18 protein-coding genes are annotated in these 22,535 nt (G+C 70.5%); 12 read left to right on the forward strand and 6 right to left on the reverse strand.

Annotation, left to right across the window (positions count from 1 at the left end):
- The first annotated feature begins 286 nt into the window (after nucleotides 1-286).
- Nucleotides 287-2,086 (forward strand): ABC transporter ATP-binding protein, encoded by a 1,800-nt coding sequence (locus ACWEF2_RS07925; RefSeq protein WP_453812987.1) that lies wholly within the window; start codon nucleotides 287-289, stop codon nucleotides 2,084-2,086.
- On the opposite strand, the gene ACWEF2_RS07930 is transcribed toward ACWEF2_RS07925, so the two are convergent.
- Both ACWEF2_RS07930 and ACWEF2_RS07935 read right to left on the reverse strand, forming a co-directional pair.
- Entirely contained in the window at nucleotides 2,074-3,603 is a 1,530-nt protein-coding gene (locus ACWEF2_RS07930; protein ID WP_453812989.1) for a peptidoglycan D,D-transpeptidase FtsI family protein, read from the reverse strand. The two genes, ACWEF2_RS07925 and ACWEF2_RS07930, sit on opposite strands and share 13 nt — an antisense overlap.
- 129 nt (nucleotides 3,604-3,732) lie before the next feature.
- Nucleotides 3,733-4,383 (reverse strand): TetR/AcrR family transcriptional regulator, encoded by a 651-nt coding sequence (locus tag ACWEF2_RS07935; RefSeq protein ID WP_453812991.1) that lies wholly within the window; start codon nucleotides 4,381-4,383, stop codon nucleotides 3,733-3,735.
- 71 nt (nucleotides 4,384-4,454) lie between these two features.
- On the opposite strand from ACWEF2_RS07935, the gene ACWEF2_RS07940 reads away from it, so the two are divergent.
- The 10 genes from ACWEF2_RS07940 to ACWEF2_RS07985 all read left to right on the forward strand — a co-directional run bounded on the left by ACWEF2_RS07940 (nucleotide 4,455) and on the right by ACWEF2_RS07985 (nucleotide 14,900).
- The gene (locus ACWEF2_RS07940; protein ID WP_453812993.1) at nucleotides 4,455-5,753 is read left to right on the forward strand and encodes a GH1 family beta-glucosidase; all 1,299 of its coding nucleotides are present in this window, start codon (nucleotides 4,455-4,457) and stop codon (nucleotides 5,751-5,753) included.
- 497 nt (nucleotides 5,754-6,250) lie between these two features.
- Complete coding sequence (locus tag ACWEF2_RS07945) at nucleotides 6,251-6,388, forward strand: hypothetical protein (RefSeq protein WP_355592325.1); 138 nt, start codon at nucleotides 6,251-6,253, stop codon at nucleotides 6,386-6,388.
- A gap of 123 nt (nucleotides 6,389-6,511) precedes the next feature.
- A complete protein-coding gene (locus tag ACWEF2_RS07950) occupies nucleotides 6,512-7,852 on the forward strand; it encodes a TfuA-like protein (RefSeq protein ID WP_453812995.1) in 1,341 nt (446 codons plus the stop codon).
- Nucleotides 7,849-8,997: a YcaO-like family protein gene (locus ACWEF2_RS07955; protein ID WP_453812997.1), complete on the forward strand. Its 1,149-nt coding sequence runs from the start codon at nucleotides 7,849-7,851 to the stop codon at nucleotides 8,995-8,997. The genes ACWEF2_RS07950 and ACWEF2_RS07955 overlap by 4 nt, the downstream gene beginning before the upstream one ends.
- A 79-nt stretch (nucleotides 8,998-9,076) precedes the next feature.
- On the forward strand, nucleotides 9,077-10,393 hold the full coding sequence (locus ACWEF2_RS07960; RefSeq protein WP_453812999.1) for a hypothetical protein: 1,317 nt from the start codon (nucleotides 9,077-9,079) through the stop codon (nucleotides 10,391-10,393).
- 78 nt (nucleotides 10,394-10,471) lie between these two features.
- Nucleotides 10,472-11,230, forward strand: a complete 759-nt coding sequence (locus ACWEF2_RS07965; RefSeq protein WP_453813001.1) for a hypothetical protein — start codon at nucleotides 10,472-10,474, stop codon at nucleotides 11,228-11,230.
- 93 nt (nucleotides 11,231-11,323) lie between these two features.
- Entirely contained in the window at nucleotides 11,324-12,673 is a 1,350-nt protein-coding gene (locus tag ACWEF2_RS07970) for an MFS transporter (protein ID WP_453813003.1), read from the forward strand.
- A gap of 90 nt (nucleotides 12,674-12,763) precedes the next feature.
- Nucleotides 12,764-13,303, forward strand: coding sequence for an NADPH-dependent FMN reductase (locus ACWEF2_RS07975; protein WP_453813005.1), 540 nt, complete (start codon nucleotides 12,764-12,766; stop codon nucleotides 13,301-13,303).
- Nucleotides 13,304-13,448: 145 nt separating this feature from the next.
- Entirely contained in the window at nucleotides 13,449-14,240 is a 792-nt protein-coding gene (locus ACWEF2_RS07980; protein WP_453813006.1) for a hypothetical protein, read from the forward strand.
- A gap of 330 nt (nucleotides 14,241-14,570) precedes the next feature.
- On the forward strand, nucleotides 14,571-14,900 hold the full coding sequence (locus tag ACWEF2_RS07985) for a helix-turn-helix domain-containing protein (protein WP_453813008.1): 330 nt from the start codon (nucleotides 14,571-14,573) through the stop codon (nucleotides 14,898-14,900).
- 191 nt (nucleotides 14,901-15,091) lie between these two features.
- On the opposite strand, the gene ACWEF2_RS07990 is transcribed toward ACWEF2_RS07985, so the two are convergent.
- Nucleotides 15,092-16,003: a coiled-coil domain-containing protein gene (locus tag ACWEF2_RS07990; protein WP_453813010.1), complete on the reverse strand. Its 912-nt coding sequence runs from the start codon at nucleotides 16,001-16,003 to the stop codon at nucleotides 15,092-15,094.
- Nucleotides 16,004-16,315: 312 nt separating this feature from the next.
- Here ACWEF2_RS07990 and ACWEF2_RS07995 point away from each other — a divergent pair, with 312 nt between their 5' ends.
- A complete protein-coding gene (locus tag ACWEF2_RS07995; RefSeq protein ID WP_453813011.1) occupies nucleotides 16,316-17,749 on the forward strand; it encodes an aldehyde dehydrogenase in 1,434 nt (477 codons plus the stop codon).
- A gap of 314 nt (nucleotides 17,750-18,063) precedes the next feature.
- On the opposite strand, the gene ACWEF2_RS08000 is transcribed toward ACWEF2_RS07995, so the two are convergent.
- From ACWEF2_RS08000 to ACWEF2_RS08010, 3 genes are all read right to left on the reverse strand, one after another.
- Entirely contained in the window at nucleotides 18,064-19,200 is a 1,137-nt protein-coding gene (locus ACWEF2_RS08000) for an acetate kinase (protein ID WP_453813013.1), read from the reverse strand.
- Between the two features lie 70 nt (nucleotides 19,201-19,270).
- Nucleotides 19,271-21,313, reverse strand: coding sequence for a phosphate acetyltransferase (gene pta / locus ACWEF2_RS08005; protein ID WP_453813015.1), 2,043 nt, complete (start codon nucleotides 21,311-21,313; stop codon nucleotides 19,271-19,273).
- A gap of 78 nt (nucleotides 21,314-21,391) precedes the next feature.
- A complete protein-coding gene (locus tag ACWEF2_RS08010; protein WP_453813017.1) occupies nucleotides 21,392-22,243 on the reverse strand; it encodes an alpha/beta hydrolase in 852 nt (283 codons plus the stop codon).
- Nucleotides 22,244-22,535 lie beyond the last annotated feature (292 nt).

Below are 22,535 nucleotides of genomic sequence, written 5' to 3' on the forward strand. Positions count from 1 at the left end.
GGCCACCGGATGGCGAATTGTCGGCACGGCGATCCACACTGCAGGCATGGCGGACACTCCCCCCGAACCCCGACACCCATCCCCACCCGAATCCGGATCACAGCCCGAATCCCCGCCGGAATCCCAGTCCGTATCCGGCTCACGGCCGGAATCCCGCCCCGTATCCGGCTCACGGCCCGAACCCAGGCCGGAATCCGGATGTCGGCTCGAATCCGAATCCGAATCCGGATTCGATACCGAGCTCGGCGAACTGAACCTCTCCGACTGGCACGCCCACGTCGGCAAGATGACCGGCATCGGCTTTCTCACCATCGCCCGGCGGCTGCCGGCCCTGGTCTCGCAGGCCGTACGGCTGGCCTGGCTGGCCGGCCCGCGCGACACGGTCGTCACGATCACCCTGAGCCTGCTCGGCGGCGCGTTCACCGCGTTCGGGCTGCTCGCCACCACCGGGGTGCTGTCGGCCCTGTTCCAGGCGGGCCCGACCCCGGAGCGGGTCGCCGCCGCGCTGCCCAGCCTGATCCTGGTCGGGGTGGCGGGCACCCTGCGCACGCTGGTGCAGGCGGGCGCGGGCTGGGCGCAGTCCCGGCTGGACCCCCAGGTCAGCCGGATCGCCGAGGAGCGGCTGTACGAGCTGACCAGCCGGGTCGGGCTGGCGGCCTTCGACGACCCCGCCTTCCACGACACGCTTCAGCGGGCCAGGTCGCGGGGGGTGGCCATGGCGGACGTGGTGGTCGGTACGGCGATCAACGTGCTGACCGCGATCATCGGGATCGCCGCGGCGGCCGGTGTGCTCGGGGTGCTCCACCCCGTGCTGCTGCCGTTGCTGGTGCTGGCGGTGCTGCCGGACGCCTGGGCCGCGGTCCGCTCGGCGCGCATGCGCTACAGCACGATGTACGCGATCATCCCCGCCACCCGGCGTAAGTGGATCATCTCGGAGCTGCTGGCCGAGCGCGAGCCCGCCGCCGAGGTGCGCTCCTTCACGATGCGCCGCTTCCTGCTCCGGATGTACGACGCGGTGGCCACCGCGGAGCAGACCGTCCTGCTGAACCTGGCCCGGCGGCAGACCTTCGCGAAGGTCGTGGGTGAGGCGCTCGGCGGGATCGGGACCGCCGTGGTCTACGTCGTGCTGGGCCTGCTGCTCGCCGCGGGCGCGGTGCCGCTGGCCGTGGCGGGCACCGCCGTGCTGGCGATCCGCTCGGGCCAGACCTATCTGGCGAACCTGATGTACGCCACCAACCGCCTCTACGAGGAGGGGCTCTACTTCACCGACTTTCTGGACTTCTGCGCCGACGCCGAGACCCGGGTGGGGTCCGGTCACTCGGAGAAGGCCCCGGAGACGTTCGAGCGGATCAGCGCCGAGGACGTCGTCTTCACCTACCCGGGCTCCGCCACCCCGGCCCTGCGCGGCGTGTCGATCCACGTCGACCGGGGTGAGGTGATCGCCCTGGTCGGCGAGAACGGGTCGGGCAAGACCACTCTGGCGAAGATCCTGTCCGGTCTCTACCCGCCGGACGGCGGCCGGATCCGCTGGGACGACACCGACCTGGCGGACGTCGACCCCGAGGAGCTGCGGCGCAACATCGCGGTGATCGCCCAGGACCACACGCGCTGGCCGCTGACCGCCAGGCACAACATCAGCATGGGCACCGACAAGGGGGAGCACGCGCTGCGCTCGGCGGCCGAGGTGGCGGGCGCCGACCAGGTCGTGGCCGAACTGCCCCACGGTTACAGCACGCTGCTGGACCGGCGGTTCAAGAACGGCCAGGAGCTGTCGGGCGGCCAGTGGCAGCGGATCGCGGTCGCCCGGGGCTTCCACCGGGACGCCCCCCTGCTGATCTGCGACGAGCCCACCGCGGCCCTCGACGCCCGAGCCGAGCACGCCCTCTTCGAGCGCATCCGGCGGCACGCCGACGGCCGTACCGTCCTGCTGATCACCCACCGGCTGGCCAGCGTCCGCTACGCCGACCGGATCTACGTCCTGGACCACGGCAAGGTCGTCGAGGAGGGCACCCACAACCGGCTCATCGAGCTCGGCGGCCTGTACTCCGACCTGTACGGCCTGCAGGCCGACGCCTACTCCACCTGACCACCGGTGCTGCCCGGCGGGCTTCCGGCACTCTGGTCGGCGACGGCGGGCAGCCCCAGGACGGCCTGCATGATCGCTCTGGCGACGGGGGCCGCCGTCCGGCCGCCGGGACCGCCGTGCTCCACGACGACCCCCACCGCGACCCGGGGGCCGGCGGCCGGGGCGAACCCGGTGAAGACCCCGTGCTCCTGACCGGCGGCGGCGCTCCCGGCCGCGTTCTCCGCGCCGCCGGTGTTGGCGGCGACCTCGACGCCCGGGATGGCCGCGGCCTCCCCGGCGCCGCCGGGCCGGGTGACCGTGACCATCATCGCGGTGAGCCGGTTGGCCTCGTCCGCGTCGAGGGCGCGACGGTACTGCGACGGCTCCGCGCCGTCGATCACCGTGCCGTCGGCGAGGCGGACGTCCTCCACCAGGTAGGGGCGCATCAGCGCGCCGTCGTTGGCGATCGCCGCGGAGATCATCGCGATCATGAGCGGGGTGGCGCGGCCGCCGAACCGTCCCAGCGCCGACAGGGCGGTCTGCGCCTGGTCCATCCCCTGCGGGTAGACGCTCCCGGTCACGGGCATGGGCACGGCGAGGTCGTCGGCGTCGAACCCGAAGGCCCGCGCCTGGTCGCGCAGCGTGTCCTGGCCGAGCTCGACGCCGATCTTCGCGAACGGGGTGTCGCACGAGACCTTGAACGCGTCCGCCAGCGGCAGGGTGCCGTCGTCGCAGAACGTGCCGCCGGAGTCGCGCAGGTAGGTGCCGGTTCCCGGGAGGCGGAGGGCTGCGGGCGCGCCGACGTCGGTGGTCGGGCGGTATCTCCCCGAACCGAGCGCGGCCGCGCTGGTGACGACCTTGAAGGCCGATCCCGGCGGGTAGCTCCGCTGGATCGCCCGGTTCAGCAGCGGATCGGCGGGATCGCTCCGCAGCAGCTTGTCCGCCCTGTCGAGCGCGGCGCCGTCGAAGGTCGTGTAGACGTTCGGGTCGTAGGAGGGGAAGGAGACCATGGCCAGGATCGCGCCGGTGGCCGGGTCGATCGCGACGGCGGCCCCGCGCCGCCCGGTGGCGCGCAGCCCCTCGTACGCGGCCCGCTGCGCCCTCGGGTCGACGGTGAGCCTGAGCGTGGCCCCGGCCTCGGTGCCGTCCACCAGCGAGTGCACCCTCACCCTGGGCGCCTTGCCGGACAGCACCGGGTCCTCGGCGCGCTCGATGCCGTCGGCGCCCCGGAGCGAGAGATGCCCGGTCACCGGCGCGTAGAGCGGCCCACCGGGATAGACCCTCCGATACCGGTACTTGCCATCCTCGTTCTCGATGCTGGCCGCGACGACGCTGCCGTCACGGAGCAGGATGTCCCCCCTGGGGCGGTCGAAGCGCGCGATCAGCGTCCGCCGGTTGCGGGGGTCCTCGCCGAGCCGGTCGGCGCCGAACGCCTGGAGGTAGGTCACGTTGGCGAGCAGCGCGAACAGCATGGCCCCGCATGTCAGGGCGACGTGGCGAAGCGGAATGTTGATCCGGCGTGCGCGCGGTGCGGCCATTGGCCCCTCCCCCGATCCCGCTACCGGTTTAACAGCCGGAACGAAAAGAGGGCGCCCCCCTGGGGCAAAGCGGTCGTACGGCTTCTAATCCACCACTTCTAATCCACCACGGATTATCGGCCGGGACGCTCAGGGCATGTGGTCGGACAGGTAGCGGCGGACCAGGCGTTTGCACTCGTCGATCAGCTCGGGGTCGCCTTCCCGCCGGGAGCGGAAGGCGAGCTTGAGCACGGCGTCCGCCGCCTCGACCGCGACGACCAGGGCACGGTCCAGCCCGGGCCCGATCGGGACGCCGAGCAGCTCGATGGTGACGAGACGGAGCCGGTCGGCCACGATGACGTTGTTCTCCAGCGCGGCGTCGAGCATCCGCTCGGTCCCCTTGAGTGCCGGGCCGCCCGGGGTGACCAGCACCTCGCCGAAGTCGACGACCGCGAAGCCGGGTGTGGACCGTTTCATCATGACGAACTCGTCGATCGCCAGGTCCACCATCTCCGTCCAGTCCGACAGCCGCACCACCACGAGCCTGGCGGTGACCCTGTCGAGGAAGGCCTCCAGGTTGCGCAGCGCGAGCGCGCGCACCAGCCCCTGCTTGTCGGGAAAGAACTGGTAGAAGGTGCCGATCGGCACCTCCGCCCGGCGTGCGACCTCCTTGGTGGTCAGTGCCTCGTAGCCCGCCTCGTCCAGCAGCCGCGCGCACTCGTCCAACATGCGCTCGACCCGTTCGAGGCTACGTCGCTGAGCCGGGCGACGGCGCAGTGTCCCCCCGGAAACGTTCGTCATCGTTCCATCATCTCCTACTTGGGCCCGACGAGGGCTAACATGAGCCCAACTCATACAATTGGGAGGTCAGGATGTTCCTCTGGGGTACGGCGACCGCGTCCTACCAGATCGAGGGCGCCGTCGCCGAGGACGGCCGGGGCGTCTCGATCTGGGACACCTTCGCCCACCGGCCCGGCCGTGTCCGCGACGGCCACACCGGCGACGTGACCTGCGACCACTACCACCGCTGGACTGAAGACGTCGCGCTGATGGCCGGCCTCGGCGTGAACTCCTACCGCTTCTCCATCGCCTGGCCCCGCGTCCAGCCCGACGGCAGGGGCCCGGCCAACCGGGCGGGGCTGGACTTCTACGACCGGCTGACCGACGCGCTCCATGACCGGGGCGTCGTCCCGGCGGCCACGCTGTTCCACTGGGACCTGCCGCAGGCCCTGGAGGACGCGGGGGGCTGGCTGAACCGCGACACCGCCCACCGCTTCGCCGACTACGCCGCCCTGGTGGCCGACCGGCTCGCCGACCGGATCCCCATGTGGATCACCCTGAACGAGCCCTTCGTGCACATGGTCTTCGGCTACGGCCTGGGCACCCACGCCCCCGGCAGGACCCTGCTGCTGGACGCCCTGCCGGTGGCCCACCACCAGCTGCTCGGGCACGGCCTGGCCGTACGGGCCCTGCGCGAGCGAGGCGCGCAGCGGGTGCTGATCACCAACAACTGCACCCCCGTCTGGCCCGCCTCCTCGGACCCCGCCGACCTGGCCGCCGCCGACGCCTACGACACCCTGCACAACCGCCTGTTCAACGACCCCGTACTTCTCGGCAAATATCCCGACATGTCGGCGTACGGCGTGAGCCTCGACTGCGTCCAGGACGGCGACCTGGACCTGATCGGCACCCCCCTCGACGGCATCGGCATCAACTACTACAACCCCACCCGGATCGCCGCCCCCACCGACGAGGGCCTGCCCTTCGCCGACGCCGGCGTCACCGGCTACCCCACCACCGCCTTCGGCTGGCCCGTCGTCCCCGACGGCCTGCGCCGCCTCCTGGTCGATCTGAAGGCCCGCTACGGCGACGCCCTGCCCCCCGTCTACATCACCGAGAACGGCTGCTCCCAGCCCGACGTGCCCGGCCCGGACGGAACCGTGGACGATCAGGCCAGGATCGCCTACCTCGACGGCCACATCGGCGCCGTCGAGCAGGCACGCGCCGAGGGCGTGGACGTGCGCGGCTACTACGTCTGGTCCCTGCTGGACAACTTCGAGTGGGCAGAGGGCTTCAACCAGCGCTTCGGCCTCGTGCACGTCGACTTCGCCACCGGAGAACGCACCCCGAAGGCGTCCTACCACTGGTTCAAAAACCGAATCGCGCCATAGAACACGGCGAGTGCCGTGGAGAATGACGGAGAGGGCGTCCGGCCTCTTTCCGGGGCAGGCTCGGCAACCGGGCCGATACCGGCCGGACCGGGAGGGCATCCCCCCGAATCCGCCGGCGGCCCGCGCGAAGGTCACCAAAGGTCACCAAAGGTCGCCGCGGGGAAAGGCGCCGAAGCCCTCGGACATTCATGATCTCCGCAGGGCCGCGCCCACCCGGAACTCCATCCGTTCGCGACCGTGTCGGCGCGGCCGGAGCACACCCCGACCTGCGATGCGACCCCGAGACAACGGCGCCGGATCATCAATGAACATCATTTATTATGCCAATAAAATTGGAAATATATAGCCACTCCCGAAGTCGGCAACGCCCTTCCGGATGCGCCGCCGAATAAACCATTGGCAAGGCGATTATCGAGACTGCTAACCTCATTTCATCGGATGCCAAGAATGGCACCCAAGGTGTCCAGAATGGACACCTTCAAGGGAAGGGGAAGCATATGTCCGCCAATCCCAGCGATGTCGTCACCGCAACCACCGCCAGCGTCGCCCGGCAGATCGAGGCCGAGGACTTCCGTGAGCTCTTCGAGGGGATCTCCCCCGCGATGATGTGCCACGACGCGGCCACGCAGGACTGACGCGCCGAACCATTCGCAGATGAGAGCCGGCCGGGTCCACGGGGTGACCTCCCGTCATCTCCGTGGCTCGGCCCCCGGCGACCCCCGGCCCCGGACGGCGATCAAGCCGTGAGGAGCAACCGCATGAAATGGGAAGACACCCCTCGGTGTCCGGCAAAAGTGCACGTTTTCAGCGGCCCCACCCTGAGCCCGGCCGAGGCGCGGCTGCTGCGGCCGGACGTCGTCGCCCACGGCCCCGTCAAGCACGGCGACCTCTTCGACCCCGCCATCGGGCCGGGCGACGCCGTCCTGATCATCGACGGGTTGTTCCACCAGTCACGGGCCCTGCGCCACAAGGAGATCCTGCACGTGCTGCACCGGGGAGTCCGGACCTACGGGGCTTCGAGCATCGGCGCGCTGCGCGCGGCCGAGCTCCGCGAGCACGGCATGGTGGGGCTCGGCGAGGTGTACGGGCAGTACGTCCGCGGCGAGATCGAGGGAGACGACGAGGTCGCCGTGGCGCAGTCCCCCTCGGGAAACTGGCACGCGTGCAGCATTCCGATGGTCAACGTCCGGGCGATGCTCCGGCGGGCGGTCGACGAGGGGGTCCTGACCGATCCCGCGGCCCGGCGTCACGCGGACCTGTTCCGGGCGATCTACTATCCGCAGCGGACCCTGGTCTCGATGCGGGAGGCGAGCGAGCCGGGCGCCGGGTTCGTCGGCTGGCTGACGGACCGCCTCAGGGCGGATCGGCACTTCTGCAATCTCAAGAGGGCCGACGCCGTCCACGCGATCGCCCAGGTGGGCGAGGAGCTACCGGCCGGCGGGCGCCCCTCCCCGAGCCCTCCGGGGTCGGACCGGGAGTGGCGGACGGGCTTCTACCGCGACTGGGTCGACCACTTCGTCCGTGACGCGACGGAGCCCGGCGTTCCGGCCCGGTTCAGGGTGCACTACCAGCAGATCTTCGACCCCGGATTCCCCGCGGTCTGGGCCGACTATCTCCACCGGCTCTCCGAGGCCCCCGTGGACGGCTCGGCCCCCATGCCCCTCGTGGAGCGGGCGCGGCTCGTGGCGGCGACACCGCCGGGCGGAACACGACGGCCTCAACCGGACGGAGACGGACCCCGGCCGACCGACCTCTTCCGCCCCCGCCTCAACCTCGGGCATCCGGAACTGCTCCGCCTGCTGCTCAGGAACGAGACCGATGACGACAGGGCGCACATCCGGTCGTGCCTGGCGGAGAACACGTCGTTCGCCATGAGACATCCGGGGTTGAGCCACCACCTCATGCGCGGCTCCGTGACGGCCGGGCTCCTGCGCGACCTGTGGCGGATCCGGGACGACGCCCTCTGCCGCGAGGCGGCGAACCGCGGGTTCCGGACCACGGAGGACGCCATGGCGGCGTTCCGGACATTCGTCCTGGGCTACTGCTTCAGGGTCCGCACCGCGCTCTCGCGCCAACCGGACCTCGGAGCGACCCGATGAGCCCGGTGGCGGACAGGATCCGGCTCCCCGGAACACACCGGACACGCACTCCGGAGGAGACCTGGGCCGTGGTGAACCGGCATCTCGGCAGGGCCGGCATCAGCCGGGTCGCGGACGTCACCCACCTGGACTGCATCGGGGTGCCCGTCTGCATGGCCATCCGCCCGAGGTCGGAGACGCTCGCGGTCTCCCAGGGCAAGGGCGCGACCCTGCTGCTGGCGAAGATATCCGCCGTCATGGAGTCGATCGAGCTCTGGCACGCGGAGAGACCCGCCGTTGAAACGTTCACCGCTCCGGCGGAGGACCTGGATCTGCCGTACGGCCTGACCGATCTGCCCATCAGACCAGAACTCACGCCATACCGGAACGGACTCCGTCTGCGCTGGGCCGAGGGCGTCGGCGCGGTCAGCGGGCGGGCCGTCCCCGTGCCCGCCGATCTCATCGGGCTCTCCCTCGCCTCAGGTCTCGACTGGCGGGCCAACGTCCTCCATCCGTCCAGCAACGGCCTGGCGTCGGGCAACAGCCTGGAGGAGGCGGCCCTGCACGCGCTGTACGAGGTCATCGAGCGCCACGCGACCAGTTCGCTCCGCCACGGAGCGCGTGACCACCGGCGGACCCTCCGGATCGAGACGATAGCCGACGACCACTGCTCGGCGCTGCTGGACTCCCTCCGCGAGGCGGACGTCAGCACGGAGATCTCCTCGGTGCCGAACGCCTTCGGCCTGCCGTGCTTCGTCTGCTTCATCTGGTCGCCGGAATACCCGGTTGTCTGCGCCGGATCGGGGTGCCACTCCAGCACCGAGGTGGCGCTCTCCCGCGCCCTCACCGAGGCCGTCCAGACGAGGCTCACCGGGATCTCGGGAACGCGCGACGACATCCCGTCCGGCAACGCCGCCCTGGAGACGGGCATGACCGCCCCCGAGTTCGACGCCGGCGACCTCACCTGGGCCCAGGCCGCCCAGGAGACGGGTTTCGACTCCGGCAGCATCTCCGGCGAGTTCCGATCGGTCGCGGAGCACGTGGAGCGGATCACCGGAGTGGAGCCCGTCGTCGTCGATCTCTCGTCGGCGCCGGAGGACTTCTCGGTCGTCCGGGTGATCGCCCCCGGGCTGGCCTACCACAACCGCGGCGTCATACCGCGATGACGGCGACACGTCGATCGACGCCGGCCGGGCTCGCCCACCCCGGGCCGCCGCGGACGGCCCGTCCACCCGGAGGTGGGCGATGAACCACTGCGCGCTGCTGACCGTGGCGCTCATGGGGCATCAGGTGAACAACGTGCTCCGCGAGGGGACGGGCCACCTCTCCCACACCTTCGCGCCGGTGACGGGCCTCTCCCTGCCCCGCCCCCTGGTCGCCCCGCTGCGGACCGCGCTGCTCCCCGTCTGCGCGACACTGTTCCTGCTCGGCGGACGGACCGCCGGACTCACCGCCGTTCCGCTCCTGGTGATCTGGGTGGCGATCCAGAACTGGCGGCTGTCGAACCACGTCTGGCTGGCGCTCCTGGCCGTGGCCCTGTTCCAGACGGTTCCGGCCGCCCACATCGGGGAGGTCGCGAGGTTCCTGCTCGGCGGCGTCTATCTGACCTCCGGGCTTTTCAAGGTCAACCGCCAGTTCCTGGCGACGGCCCAGAGCTGTGGGCGGCTGATCCCGCGCCTGTACTCGAAACGGCTGGGGCTTCCGCTCGGTGACGGCGTCCTTTTCGGCGCCCCTCTTCTGGTGGTGACGGTGGAGCTGTACCTGGGGAGCGCGCTGCTCCTCAACGCCCCGCTGTATCCGCTTTTCACGGTGGCGGCGGGAATGCACTTCATATTCGGCATGACGGGCAACTTTCCGTTCTCCCTGGTCGCGCTCTGCCTCTGGGCGGCGAGCGCCGAGCCGGCGACCGGGTTCGGCTGGCCGCCCGTCGCCCGGCTCGCCCTGGTGTCCGCCATCCTGTTCGGCGTCGGCAGCCGGTTCGGTACGGCGTGGATCTACCGGCACGCCAAGGCCGGCGCCGTACTGTGCGGTGTCCTCGCCGTGCTCTTCGGATCGTCCGTGTACACGATGGCCGCCTCGGGCCCGTTCGCGGACAGCTTCATCAGCCCGCGTTCGTGGTGGACCGCGCTGGGTGTCCTGCTGCTGGCGGGGAACCTGTTCTCCGTGGTCATGGGCCTCCGCACCGAGTGGGCGTTCACCATGTTCTCCAACGTCCGCCCGCACGGCCGGGTAAGGGTCCTGGGCCGCGTTCCACGGTGGCGAGCCGCGTACTTCGAGCTGTCCCTGCCCCGGAGCTTTCCCGAGGGTCTGCTGTCGGAGATCCCACCGGCCATCCTGTATCAGGCGACCTCGGGGGTGAACGTCGTCTACGGTCCTGTGGCGTTCCGGCTGGAGAGGCTCGCCCGCCGGTTCGGGGTGAGCTTCAGACCGGCCCCCGTCACGTACTCCCCCTCGTCGAACACGTTTCAGCGGGGCACCGCCCGGCAGACCGGCCCGCGGCCGGGTCCGCTGCTGTTCCCGCCCCTGCTCCCGCGAGACTGCTCGATGCCCGTACTGCGCTAGATCGAACATCGCCGGATCACGGGGCGCACGGAACGGCGCCCGCCGGCACGGATCCCACCGAAACCAGAGAGGCGGAGAATGCAGCGGGAAGAGGTAATCGTCTACTCGCACTCCAGGGGATATGAACTACACCTGCTGCTGCGCACGCCGGAGGTCGTCGCCGACCCCCTGCTGCACGTCTTCCTCCACGGCCAGGTCGATCGGGCGAGTTTCATCCCGCCCGTGTACCACCGCAGGACAAGCTCCCTGCGGCTGAACGCGATATGCCTTTTCGCCTCCGACCCGATGCTGCTTTTCAGCCCGGATCCGTCAATCGGCTGGTTCCTGCTGGGGGACGACGAGTTCTGGCCACGGCTGGACGACCTGACAGCCCGGATCCGCGCGGAGAACGGACTGAGCGGGATCGCCTGGCACGGCCCTTCCGGCGGGGGGTACGTCGCGGTGCGCAACGCGCTGCGCTCCAGGACGCCCGGCCTCGCGTTCGCGGTCGGCCCGCAGAACGACCCCAGAGAGTTTCACTACTGGCAGGAGTTCGCCCCGATCGCCGACGGGGAGCTGGCCGGGCAGAGCGTGCCCCCGCTCGCGGAACTGCTCCGCGATACCCCGCCCGCGGACGACAGGATCGTCTACATCACGGTCAGCGATCACGACTACCACCATCTGAGATTCCACATCCAGCCGATCTTCACCGAGTCGGTGGCCCTCGGGAACGTCTACCTGTCGCTCCTGCGGAACGGGCGCGGACACGGACGTGTCGACGAGATCGACTACTGGGCCGAATTCACGAACGCGGTGGCCATGTTCCACCGGGTCACCCACTCCCCCCACCTCACCTAACCGGCTCGCACGGCGTCGCCGCACCGTCGCCCGGCCCTTCACCGCGTCCCGCCCTCACCCGAGGGGGCCCGGCTTCTCCCATGGAAAGCGATCATGACTCCAGACCTCGACAAGACCACCGCCCGCGAAGGGGCACGTGATTCCGGAGTCCTGCGGGTCGCCTCGTTCAGAAGACTCTGGGCGGCCAATCTCGCGGGAAGCGTCGGTCAGCAGTTCGGCACGCTGGCGCTCAGCGTCACCGCGGTGACCACCCTGCACGCCTCGACCTTCGAGATGAGCGTCATCGCCGCCCTCGGGTCCATGGCCTACCTGGTGCTCGGCATCCCCTCCGGCGTCTGGGTCGACAGGTGGTCCAAGAGGCGGGTGCTCCTGACCGCCGAGGTCGTCCGCGCGGTCGCGATAGCCGGCGTGCCGATCGCCTTCGTCCTCGGCGTCCTGTCCGTCGCACAGCTGATGGTCGTCGCCGCCGTCACCGGGGTGGCCGACCTGTTCTTCGGGGTGGCCCACACCAGCATCCTCCCGGCCATCGTGAGCCGCGCGAGGGTCTCCGAGGCATCGGCCAGGCTCCAGACCAGCGACACCACCATCCGGGTGGTCGGCCCCGGCCTGGCCGGGCAGATCCTGCAGTTCACCGGCGGCCCGCTGGTCTACGGCGTGACCGCGATCACGCACGCCCTCTCCTGGCTGTTCATCTTGGGCATCGACGTCGCCGAACCCACCAGCGGGAACACCAGCGGGAACGCCGCCCAGGACACCACGCGGAACGCGGCCCACAACGGCGCCCGCAACAGGGAGCGCGAACCTTTCTGGAGCTCGCTCAGGACGGGGCTCGGCTTCGTCGCCGGGCACCCCGTGCTCCGTACGTTCCTGATGTCCGGCGCACTGATCAACCTCGGGGCCGGCGCCTACAGCGCGGTACTGGCCCTGTTCGTCCTGCGCGACCTGGGGTTGAGCCCCGCGCTGTTCGGCCTCGCCACCTCCATCGGCGCGCTGGGCGGGATCATCGGATCGCTCGCCGGACTGAGGGTGAAGAAGGCGCTGGGGTCCATCCGGGCCGTCGTCGTCTGCTACTGCTCGCTGTCGGCGGCCTTCGCCATGGTGCCGCTCGCCGCCGTCCTGCCGGTGCCGCACGTGGTCTCGATCACCGTCAGCAGCCTGCTCTTCAGCGCGCTGCTGGTCATGGCCAGCATCAGCTCGACCGGGATCAACGCCCGGGTGACCCCGTACTCCCTGATGGGCCGGGTCACCTCGGCGAGGAGATTCGTCACCATGGGCGCGGTCCCGGTCGGCGCGATGGTGGGGGGCCTGGTCGCCACCCTGACCGGAAACACCTGGACCCTCTGGCTGGCCGCGCTGCTCGCCGCCCTCACCATCGTTCCGTTCGCGTGCTCCCCCCTCCTGACCGTGCGGGAACTCCCCGGCACGTGGGAGGCGGAAACCTGATGCCCGTCCACCGGCCGGCCCTCCAGGCGCCCCGGCATCCTCGGCGGCTTTTCCGGCCCCCGGTTCTCCGGAACACCCCGGGAGAAAACCATGAGTCCCCTGCTGCTCCTGATAGCGGGAAGCATCCGTCACGGGTCGGTAAGCGACGCGGTGGTCCGCACCGCCGCCACCCTCACCTCCGAGAACCATGTGGCGAGAGCCTATGGCGAGACACACCTGCTGCCGCATTTCAACCCGGCCCTGGAGGGCCCCCACCTGCCCGGCGCCGTCGCCCGGCTACGCTCGGCCTTCGCCGGGGCGGACGCGTTCATGTTCTGCACCCCGGAGTACGCCGGAGCCCTCCCCGGCGCGCTGAAGAACCTCCTGGAGTGGGCGATCGGAGGCTGCATGTACCAGAAACCCGCCGGCTGGATCAACACCTCGACGGCCCCCACCGGAGCGGCCCGCGCCCACGACTCACTGCGCACCGTGCTGAACTACACCGGAGCCCTCACCGTCCCCGACGCCTGCGTGCGCATCCCCGTCAACCGCGCCTCCGTGACCCCCGTCGGCCTCATCTCCGACGGAACCACCAGAGCGGACATCGCAGCGGCCCTCGAAACCCTCTCCGCCGCCGTCACCAAGAGATGAGCGGCCGACGCCCGTCAAGCCGGCGACCGAGGGCATGTCCGGGCCGGGTCCGGCTTCCCACCTGAGGCGACATGTCCCGAGACGTGCCTGTGATCAAGGTCCGGCAGGATTGCTCCTTCCCGCACCAGGCTACGAAGGACCCCATATGAAGCGCGTAATCGCCGGCATCGCGGCGGCCTCGGCTGTCACGCTCGTGACCGCGGTCCCCGCCCAGGCCGCTCCCGCCGACCCGATCAAGGCGTTGAAGAGCCGGTTCGTCGCGGGCAAGGGGGTGAAGTTCACCGAAAGCAGCGCCGTGACCTGGGAGGGCAACAGCAGGCCCTACATTCGGCGGACCGGCTCCTTCCAGTTCGGCAAGGCCGGGATCGTAGCCTCGGACATCAGCTCGGAGAGCGCCGAGAAGTCGAGTGACCCGAGCGCCCCGGACCCGACCGGCATGTTCGCCCCCTCGCGGACGATCCGGATCGGCACCATGAGCTACTCCTCGGGAGGGTCCTACCGCGAGGACATGCCGAAGGGCAAGAGCTGGTACAAGGATCCGAAGGGCATGACCGGCGGCTCCAGCGGCTGGTTCGGCCAGCTCGTGAACGTCGCCGAGCCGGCGACCCTCGCGTCCCTGCTCAGGGGCGCCAAGCGGGCGGGCGGCAACTATTCCGGCACCACCACCTTCGGCAGACTCGCCAAGGTCTCCCCCTGGTTCCGGGCCACCCTGCCACTCCGGTCGAGCGACAAGACCGTGGTGACCTTCAAACTCACCGTGAACCGCAGCGGGCTCCCGCAACGCCTGACCACTTCCCACCTGGTCACGGGCATATTCGACAGTTACAGCTGGGAGGGCAAGACACTCACCGTCGACACCCGCTTCACCGGCTGGGGCACCAGGGTCTCCATCAAGGCTCCCCCCGCGAACAAGGTGACCACCAAGCTCGAAGACTAGGAAGCCCAGACGTGATGGACACGCCCTACCTCTGAGTTCCAGGCCGCCTCGACGTGAGATCCGGCCGGGCGAACCATCCGGGCGAGGCCCTCGAACGCCCCTTCTGCGATCACGTCGGCGTTCGCTGACGGTCAACATCGGAGCAGGCGGCAGGGAACTCCGCAGAGAAAACTCCGTAACTCCAGACTGAATACGAGTCAGGAGTTATATTTCAGGGATGGCATGGGAGATTGTTCTCCTGGAATATGGCGAGGCGATCTCACTGGCCAAGTCCCGCTACGCCGAGTACCGCGCGGAGAAGAAGGCCGAGAGGATCAAGGAGGACAGGCGATGAGCCCTGCGCGCCGCTGGCAGGAGGTCAAGGCCGAGGCCCACCGGCTGCACCCGGAGATGGCCACCCCGGAGCGACAGGCCGCCGCTGAAGCCGATCTGGACGCGTATGTGGCCGGTTACCACCTGAGGGAGTTGCGTAAGTCGCTGGGCAAGACTCAGGCCGAGGTCGCCGCCACGCTGAGCGTCTCACAGTCGCGGGTCTCCCAGATCGAGAACGGCGACCTCGACACCATGGAATTGGAGACTCTTCGCGCCTACGCGGCCGCACTGGGCGGACACGTCGATGTGACCATCAGTGTCGGCCCGCACTCCGTCAAGGTCGCCTGAAGCGAACGAACTGCCTCACAGACGCGAAAAAGCCTCTCCGGGATCACGACCTTGCCGCCACGCACCTCGTGCCCTCCGGCGAGGAGCGCATGAGGAAGGTCGTTGAAGAGGTGTGGACGACGGGGCAAGTGCCCCGGTATGCCCTGAAGGGCTCTCAGAACACGATCACCGCAGGTCGGAAGCCTGGTGGGTCAGAACATCGAGATGTGGACGTGGTCGTAGTGGTTGGCGGTGATGCCGCCCCGGTCGGACATCATCCTCCAGCCCGCGCCGGTCCGGACGTCGTAGTATCTCTGCTGCCAGATGATGTACATGATGCCGAGGCGCGGTCCGTTGTCGATGGCCCACTGGGCCAGGCGGTCGCCGCGTTCCTTGGCGTCGGGGGCCGGCACGCGGCCTCCGCTGCTCATCATGAAGTCGCAGGCCCGGCCGCTGCCGTGGTCGCCCGGGTCGCCGGGGCGCAGGCAGCCGACGCCGTAGGGCATCGGAAAGGTCTGCATCACCAGGTTGCGCATGGCGACCGTGCGGGGGGTCAGGCCGTCGCTGCCGCCGGGCTGCTGGAAGCCGTACTTGGCGAGCAGGCCCTCGATCCGGATCCGGTCCTTCTTGAGCTTGGCGATGTCGTCCTTGAGCTTGACGACCTTCACACCGGCCGCCTTCTCCGCGGCCCGGGAATCCTTGATCAGCTGTTTGACCTGGGTGAGCCGGGTGGCGCGCTGGCCTGCCAGGTAGAACATGGTGGCGGCCTGGTCCAGGACGAGACCGGCGTCCCCCTCGAAGCTCACCAGGCTGCCGCCGTCCAGCGAGGCGCCCATGTAGGCGCTCTGGGCGAAGCGCACGACGTCGGTCTCGGCGGTCGTCAGCGCCCTCTTGAGGCTCTTGGCGGTGCCGGTGGCCTTACTGGCCTGCACCCGAGCCTCCTCCAGGCTCTGCACCTGACCTCGGTATCTCTTGTTGAGCTGGCTCGCCTCGCGGGTGAGTTTGCGGAGCTCGGCCTCGGGGTCGGGCTTGACGGCCTGCCAGGCGGCGGCCCCGGCCGTCACCGGGGTCAGGAGCAGGGCGGAGAGCACGGCGCCGAGTGCGATCGAGCGACTCGGTCTCACGCTTCGCTCACCTCCAGAGCCCCTCACGGACGGAGCGAAACTATAGAAGACGATCTTGATGCCCGCCACCGAAACGAGGGAACTCCCGCACCATTGACGAACTATCTACCAGTGTGTGGCGCTTTAAACAAATGCCCCAGGGGTCACGGGACGGGAGATCGTCCGACGATACACACCTCCGGCGGGCATTGACAGAACATGATTCGGTTTCAGCGGCGGCGAGCCTTGTGAAGATCTCCTCCGCCGGGGAGACTGTCCAAGCAAACACTCGTTTGGAATCGGCTCCGCCCGCCGACCAGGAGGCAAAGCGCCATGCGCCAGCACGACACGCTGTTCATCGGGGGCGACTGGGTGGCCCCCTCCGGCACCGGGACCATCGACGTCGTCTCCCCGCACACCGAGGAGCCGGTCGGCCGCGTTCCCGACGGGACCCCGGCCGACATGGACCGCGCGGTCGCCGCCGCCCGCCAGGCGTTCGACCACGGCCCCTGGCCCCGGATGACCATGGCCGAACGCGCCGCGGTCGTGGGCCGGCTCGCCGAGATCTACGAGGCCCGCCAACAGGAGATGGCCGAGCTCATCACGGAGGAGATGGGCTCCCCGATCACCTTCTCCCAGATGGCGCAGGCCCCCCAGCCGCTCGGCATGCTGCGGTACTACGCCGAGCTCGGCCGGACGTTCGCCGTCGAGGAGGAACGGCCCGGCACCTTCGGACCGGTGACCGTCCGCCGCGAGCCGGTCGGCGTGGTCGCCGCCGTGGTCCCCTGGAACGTCCCGCAGTTCGTCATCATGATCAAGCTGGCCCCCGCCCTGGTCGCCGGCTGCACGGTCGTGGTGAAGCCCGCTCCGGAGACCCCGCTCGACGCCTACCTGCTGGCCGAGATGGTCAAGGAGGCGGGCATCCCGGACGGCGTCGTCAACATCGTCGCGGCGGGACGTGAGACGGGCGAGCACCTGGTCTCGCACCCCGGCGTGGACAAGGTCGCCTTCACCGGCTCCACCGCGGCCGGCCGCCGCATCGCCGCGATCTGCGGCGAGCGGCTCAAGCGGTGCACCCTGGAGCTCGGCGGCAAGTCGGCGGCGATCATCCTGGACGACTGCGACCTGCCCTCCGCGATGGGCTTCCTGTCGATCGCCGCGCTGATGAACAACGGCCAGGCGTGTGTCGCCCAGAGCCGCGTCCTGGCCCCGAGGGCCCGCTACGACGAGGTGGTGGACGCGGTCGCCTCGATGGTCGGGGGCATGACGGTCGGCGACCCCGCCGACCCCGCGACCGGCATCGGCCCGCTGGTCGCCAGGCGGCAGCAGGAGCGGGTGGAGGACTACATCAGGATCGGGATCGCCGAGGGGGCCAAGCCCGTCGTCGGCGGCCTGGAGCGCCCCCACGACCGGGGCTGGTACGTCGCGCCGACCGTCTTCGCCGGAGCGACCAACGAGATGCGCATCGCCCGCGAGGAGATCTTCGGGCCGGTGCTGACCGTGATCCCCTATGAGGACGAGGCCGACGCGGTCCGCATCGCCAACGACAACGACTACGGGCTGGCCGGGACGGTGTGGACCTCCGACACCGAGCACGGCATGGACATCGCCCGCCGGGTCCACGCCGGCACCTACGGCGTCAACCTCTTCATGATCGAGCCCAGCTCGCCGTTCGGCGGCTTCAAGGACAGCGGCATCGGCCGTGAGCTCGGCCCGGAGGGGCTGTCGGCCTACCTGGAGTACAAGTCCATAGCCCGCCTGGGCTGAGAGTCTCCTCCCTGGCCCCCGAGGGGGCTTCGCAGCGGGAGGTCCTGGAGTCCGTCCGGGACTCTCCTCCCACAGCCCCCGAGGGGCTCCCCTCGCTCTCCGGCCTCCGGGTTTTCACCCCGGGGAGTCGCGGGATGTGCCCGTACGGCCCCGCGGGGCCGTACGGGCACATCCGTGGGCGGAGGAAGGGCCCAGCACGCCCCCGCGACGCTGGGCCACCGCCCTGACATGTCCGTACGGCCTCGCCGAGCCGAGAGCCGTGTCCCGTGGACTTGTCCGGCGGATTTCATCCGTCCGCTTTAGGTAGACGTCGCTTATTGGCGATTGGTTCGCGAAATAACCGCCAGAGTCTGCTGGGCGATCTCCAGTTCCTCGTCCGTGGGGATCACGGCGACCTTCACCGCCGAGCCGTCGGACGAGATCAGCCGTTCTCCGCGCTCGTTGCGCGCGGGGTCGACGGCGATGCCGAGCGCCTCCAGACCGGCCAGCGCGGTCTGCCTGACCAGCAGGGAGTTCTCCCCCACACCCCCGGTGAACGCGATCACGTCCACCGTGCCGAGCACGGCGTAGTAGGCGCCGACGTACTTGCGCAGCCGGTGGCAGTAGACCGAGAAGGCCAGTTCGGCGTCGGCGTCCCCGGCGGCGAGCCGCTCCTGCACCGCGCGCATGTCGTTGTCGCCGCAGAGGCCGAACATGCCGCTGCGGCGGTTGAGCAGCGTGTCGATCTCGTCGAGGGACATGCCCCCGGTCCGGCCGAGGTAGAGGACCACCGCCGGGTCGAGGTCACCGCTGCGGGTGCCCATGACGAGGCCCTCCAGCGGGGTCATGCCCATCGAGGTCTCCACGCAGCGCCCGGCCGACACCGCCGAGGCGCTGGCGCCGTTGCCGAGGTGCAGCACGATCACGTTGCCCAGCGGCCTGCCCACGGCGAGGGCGGCCTCACGGGAGACGTAGGCGTGCGAGGTGCCGTGGAAGCCGTAGCGGCGGATTCTCAGCCGCTCGGCCGTCTCGCGGTCGATCGCGTAGGTCGCGGCGGCAGGGGAGATCGTGGCGTGGAAGGCGGTGTCGAAGACCGCGACCTGCGGCAGGTCGGGGCGGAGCCGCCGGGTGACCTCGATGCCCGCCAGGTTGGCCGGGTTGTGCAGCGGGGCGAGCGGGATCAGTTCCTCGATCTTCCTGACCACCTCCTCGGTGATCAGCGTGGGCTCGGTGAAGGTGGTGCCGCCGTGCACCACCCGGTGCCCGATGGCGGTCAGTTCCGGGGAGTCCAGCCCGAACCCGCCGGCCGCCAGCTCGGCCGCGACGACCTTCAGCGCCTCCTCGTGGCCGGCCACCGCGGACCCGGGCTCGCCGATCCGCTCCACCATCCCGGACGCCCGCCGCCGGTCACCGTCCACAAGCCGGTACTTCACCGAGGACGACCCGGTGTTGAGCACCAGTACCCGACCCATCACGCCTCCCTCACCGTACGGCCGATCGCCGTACCGCTCGCCGGGTGCCCTCCCGTGGCGCGGCGCCCGCTCACCCGGCGGCCTCCTGCGCCTGGATGGCGGTGATGGCCACGGTGCTCACGATGTCGGTGACCAGCGCGCCCCGCGACAGGTCGTTGACCGGCCTGCGGAGCCCCTGCAGGACGGGTCCGATCGCGACGGCCCCCGCGGAGCGCTGCACGGCCTTGTAGGTGTTGTTGCCGGTGTTGAGGTCCGGGAAGATCAGTACGGTGGCCCGGCCGGCGACCTGGGAACCGGGCAGCTTGGCCGCGGCGACCCTGGCGTCCACCGCGGCGTCGTACTGGATCGGCCCCTCGACCAGCAGGTCCGGCGCCCGCTCCGCGACCAGGGCGGTGGCCGCGCGCACCTTGTCCACGTCGGCGCCGGTGCCGGAGCGGCCGGTGGAGTACGACAGCATCGCGACCCGGGGCTCGATGCCGAACCGCCGCGCCGTACGCGCCGAGGAGACGGCGATGTCGGCGAGCTGCCCGGCGTCCGGGTCGGGGTTGATCGCGCAGTCGCCGTAGACGAGCACCCGGTCGGCCAGGCACATGAAGAACACCGAGGAGACGATCGAGGTGCCCGGGACCGTCTTGATGATCTGGAACGCGGGCAGGATCGTGGCGGCCGTGGTGTGCGCGGCGCCGGAGACCACGCCGTCCACGTCGCCCCGGTGCAGCATCATGGTGCCGAAGAAGTTGACGTCGGTCACCACGTCCCTGGCCCGTTCGAGCGTCATGCCCTTGTCCGCCCGGAGCTCGGCGTACTCCCGGGCGAAGGGGTCGCGCAGCGGTGAGGTCAGCGGGTCGATCACGGTCACGCCGGACAGGTCGAGGCCGAGGTCGGCGATGCGCCGCCGGACCACCTCGGGGCGGCCCAGCAGGGTGAGGTCCACGATGCCGCGCCGCAGGAGCAGGTCGGCGGCGCGCAGGATCCGGTCCTCCTCGCCCTCCGGCAGCACGATGTGCCGCCGGTCGGCGCGCGCCCGCTCCAGCAGGGTGTGCTCGAACATCATCGGGGTGAGCCGCCCCGAGCGGGCCAGCTCGATCCGGTCGGCCAGGTCGGCGGTGTCCACGTGGGTCTCGAAGTGGCCCAGAGCCGTCTCGATCTTGCGCGGGTTGTCGGCGGTGAGCCGCCCCTCCAGCCCGCCCAGGGTGGTGGCGACGGTGAAGCTGTCCGCGGCGGCCGACAGCACCGGCATACCGGGCGCCAGACGGGCCGTGAGCGCCCGTACGGCCTCGGTGGGCACCTCCCCCACGGTCAGCACCACACCGGACGGCCTGACCGTGCTGGCGGCCTCGGCCGCGGCCGAGGCGAGCAGCAGGTCCGACCGGTCACCGGGCATGATCACCAGCGCCCCGTCGACCAGGTACTCCAGGAAGAGCGGGAGTGTGGCGCCGCCGAACACGAACCCGAGCACGTCCCGGCGCAGCCCCTCCTCGTCGCCCTGGACCTGCTTGCCCGCCACGGCCCGCATGACCTGGCCGACGGTCGGCGCCGACAGCGAGGGGTTCTCGGGAATGGCGTAGCAGGGCACCGGCAGCCCGGGCTGGACGGTCACCCCCCTCGGCACCCGGTTGGCGATCACCGCGAGCACGGTGCTGCCCAGGTCGGAGAAGGCCTGGTAGCCGGTGCGCATCTCCGTCACGATCTCGGCGGCCTGCTTGCCGTGCGCGCCCACCACCACGATCACCGGGGCGCCGAACTCGGCGGCGAGGCGGGCGTTGAACGCCAGTTCCCCGGGCAGGTCGTCGGTGGCGAAGGAGCTGCCGAGCACCAGCAGCGCGTCGCACTCCCGCTCCAGGGTGTGGAAGCGGGAGACCAGCCGGGCGACGAGTTCCTCGCTGCCCTGCCCCGCGTAGATCTCGGCCGCGTCCTCGGCCGTGACCCCGACGGCCGAGGCCGTGGGGCGGTATCTGGTGTTGAGCAGCTCCAGGATGCGGTCGCCGCCCCTGGTGATCGGCCGGAACACCCCCGTCCGGTCGACGCGGCGGGTGAGCAGGTCCATCAGGCCGAGCTCGACGATCTGCCTGCCGTCGCCGCGGCCGAGCCCCGCCACGTAGATGCTGCGCATGTGCCCCGCCCTTCCGGCCTCAATGTCTCACCACATCTCACCGCATCCTTCCCAAGAGGAGTAAACACCCTCGAAGGATCAGGAGTTCGCACTGATCCACTCCCCGATCCGGCGGATCAGGCCGGGGGTGGCCGCCGACTCCGCGTGACCGTACCCCGGCTCGACCCAGAGCTCCTTGGGCTCCCGGGCGGCGTCGTAGATCTGGTAGGCGTGGTCGAGGGGGAAGAAGGCGTCGAGGTCGCCGTGGACGACCAGCAGGGGGACGGGGGCGATGTTCGCGGCCGCCTCGTGGGGCGCCGACGGCATCGGGTCCCACACCCCCTTCCCGATCCGCGTCCTCTTGCCCAACCGCGCGGACAGGCGGCCCAGCGGCTGCTCGATCGCCCAGTGAACCTGCCGCATCGGCCGGGTCCCCCGGTAGTACCAGCGGGCGGGGGCGCTGACCGCGACCACCGCGTCCACGACACCGCCGCCCCGGCTCCCCTCGCTCCCCCGGTTTCCCCGCTCCCGGTCCTCCCGGTCCTCCCCGCCGTTCCGGCCGTGGCGCCCCTCCTGGTCACCGGCCCCGCGCCACCCCGCGTGCCGTACGGCCACGGCCCCGCCCATCGAGAACCCGACGACGGCGACCCTGGGGTAGCCGATCGCCCGCGTGTGCCGTACCGCCGCGTCCAGGTCGAGGATCTCCAGGTCGCCCACGGTCGACTCGCCGCCGGAGCGGCCGTGTCCCCGAAAGTCGAACGAGACCACCCCGCCGAACCCGCTGAGCACGTGGGTGATCCGCCGGGTGGGGCGCTCCCTGAGCGATCCGGTGAACCCGTGCGCCAGCACGATCCCCAGGCCGTCCGGTCCGCGTGACGGCGTGTGGGCGGCCTCGATCCGCACGTTGTCCTCGGTCCTGAGCATGACGGCGAACGACGGGGCGAAAGGCATGTCCCGAGCTTAGGGCGCACCGGATCGGCGCCCGGCGGAACGACGCGTCCCCGGCCCTGTCCGGGTGCGCCGGGAGCGGGATTTCGACGGCGCCGGGGTGGGGACCGGGTACGCCGGGGCGGAGATCCGGCGCACCCGGAACGGGGGCCGGGCGGGTCTGGAACCGGATTCGGAGGCGAATTCCGCCCCTTCCCGATGGCGGACATCCGGAAGGAACCCCAGGGTGAAAAGGGGTTGGGAACGCGAACAGACGGGGTTCATACGTCGGAGACGTGAGAGTGATTGTGCGGAT

This window comes from Streptosporangium sp. NPDC004631 (genome assembly GCF_053601935.1).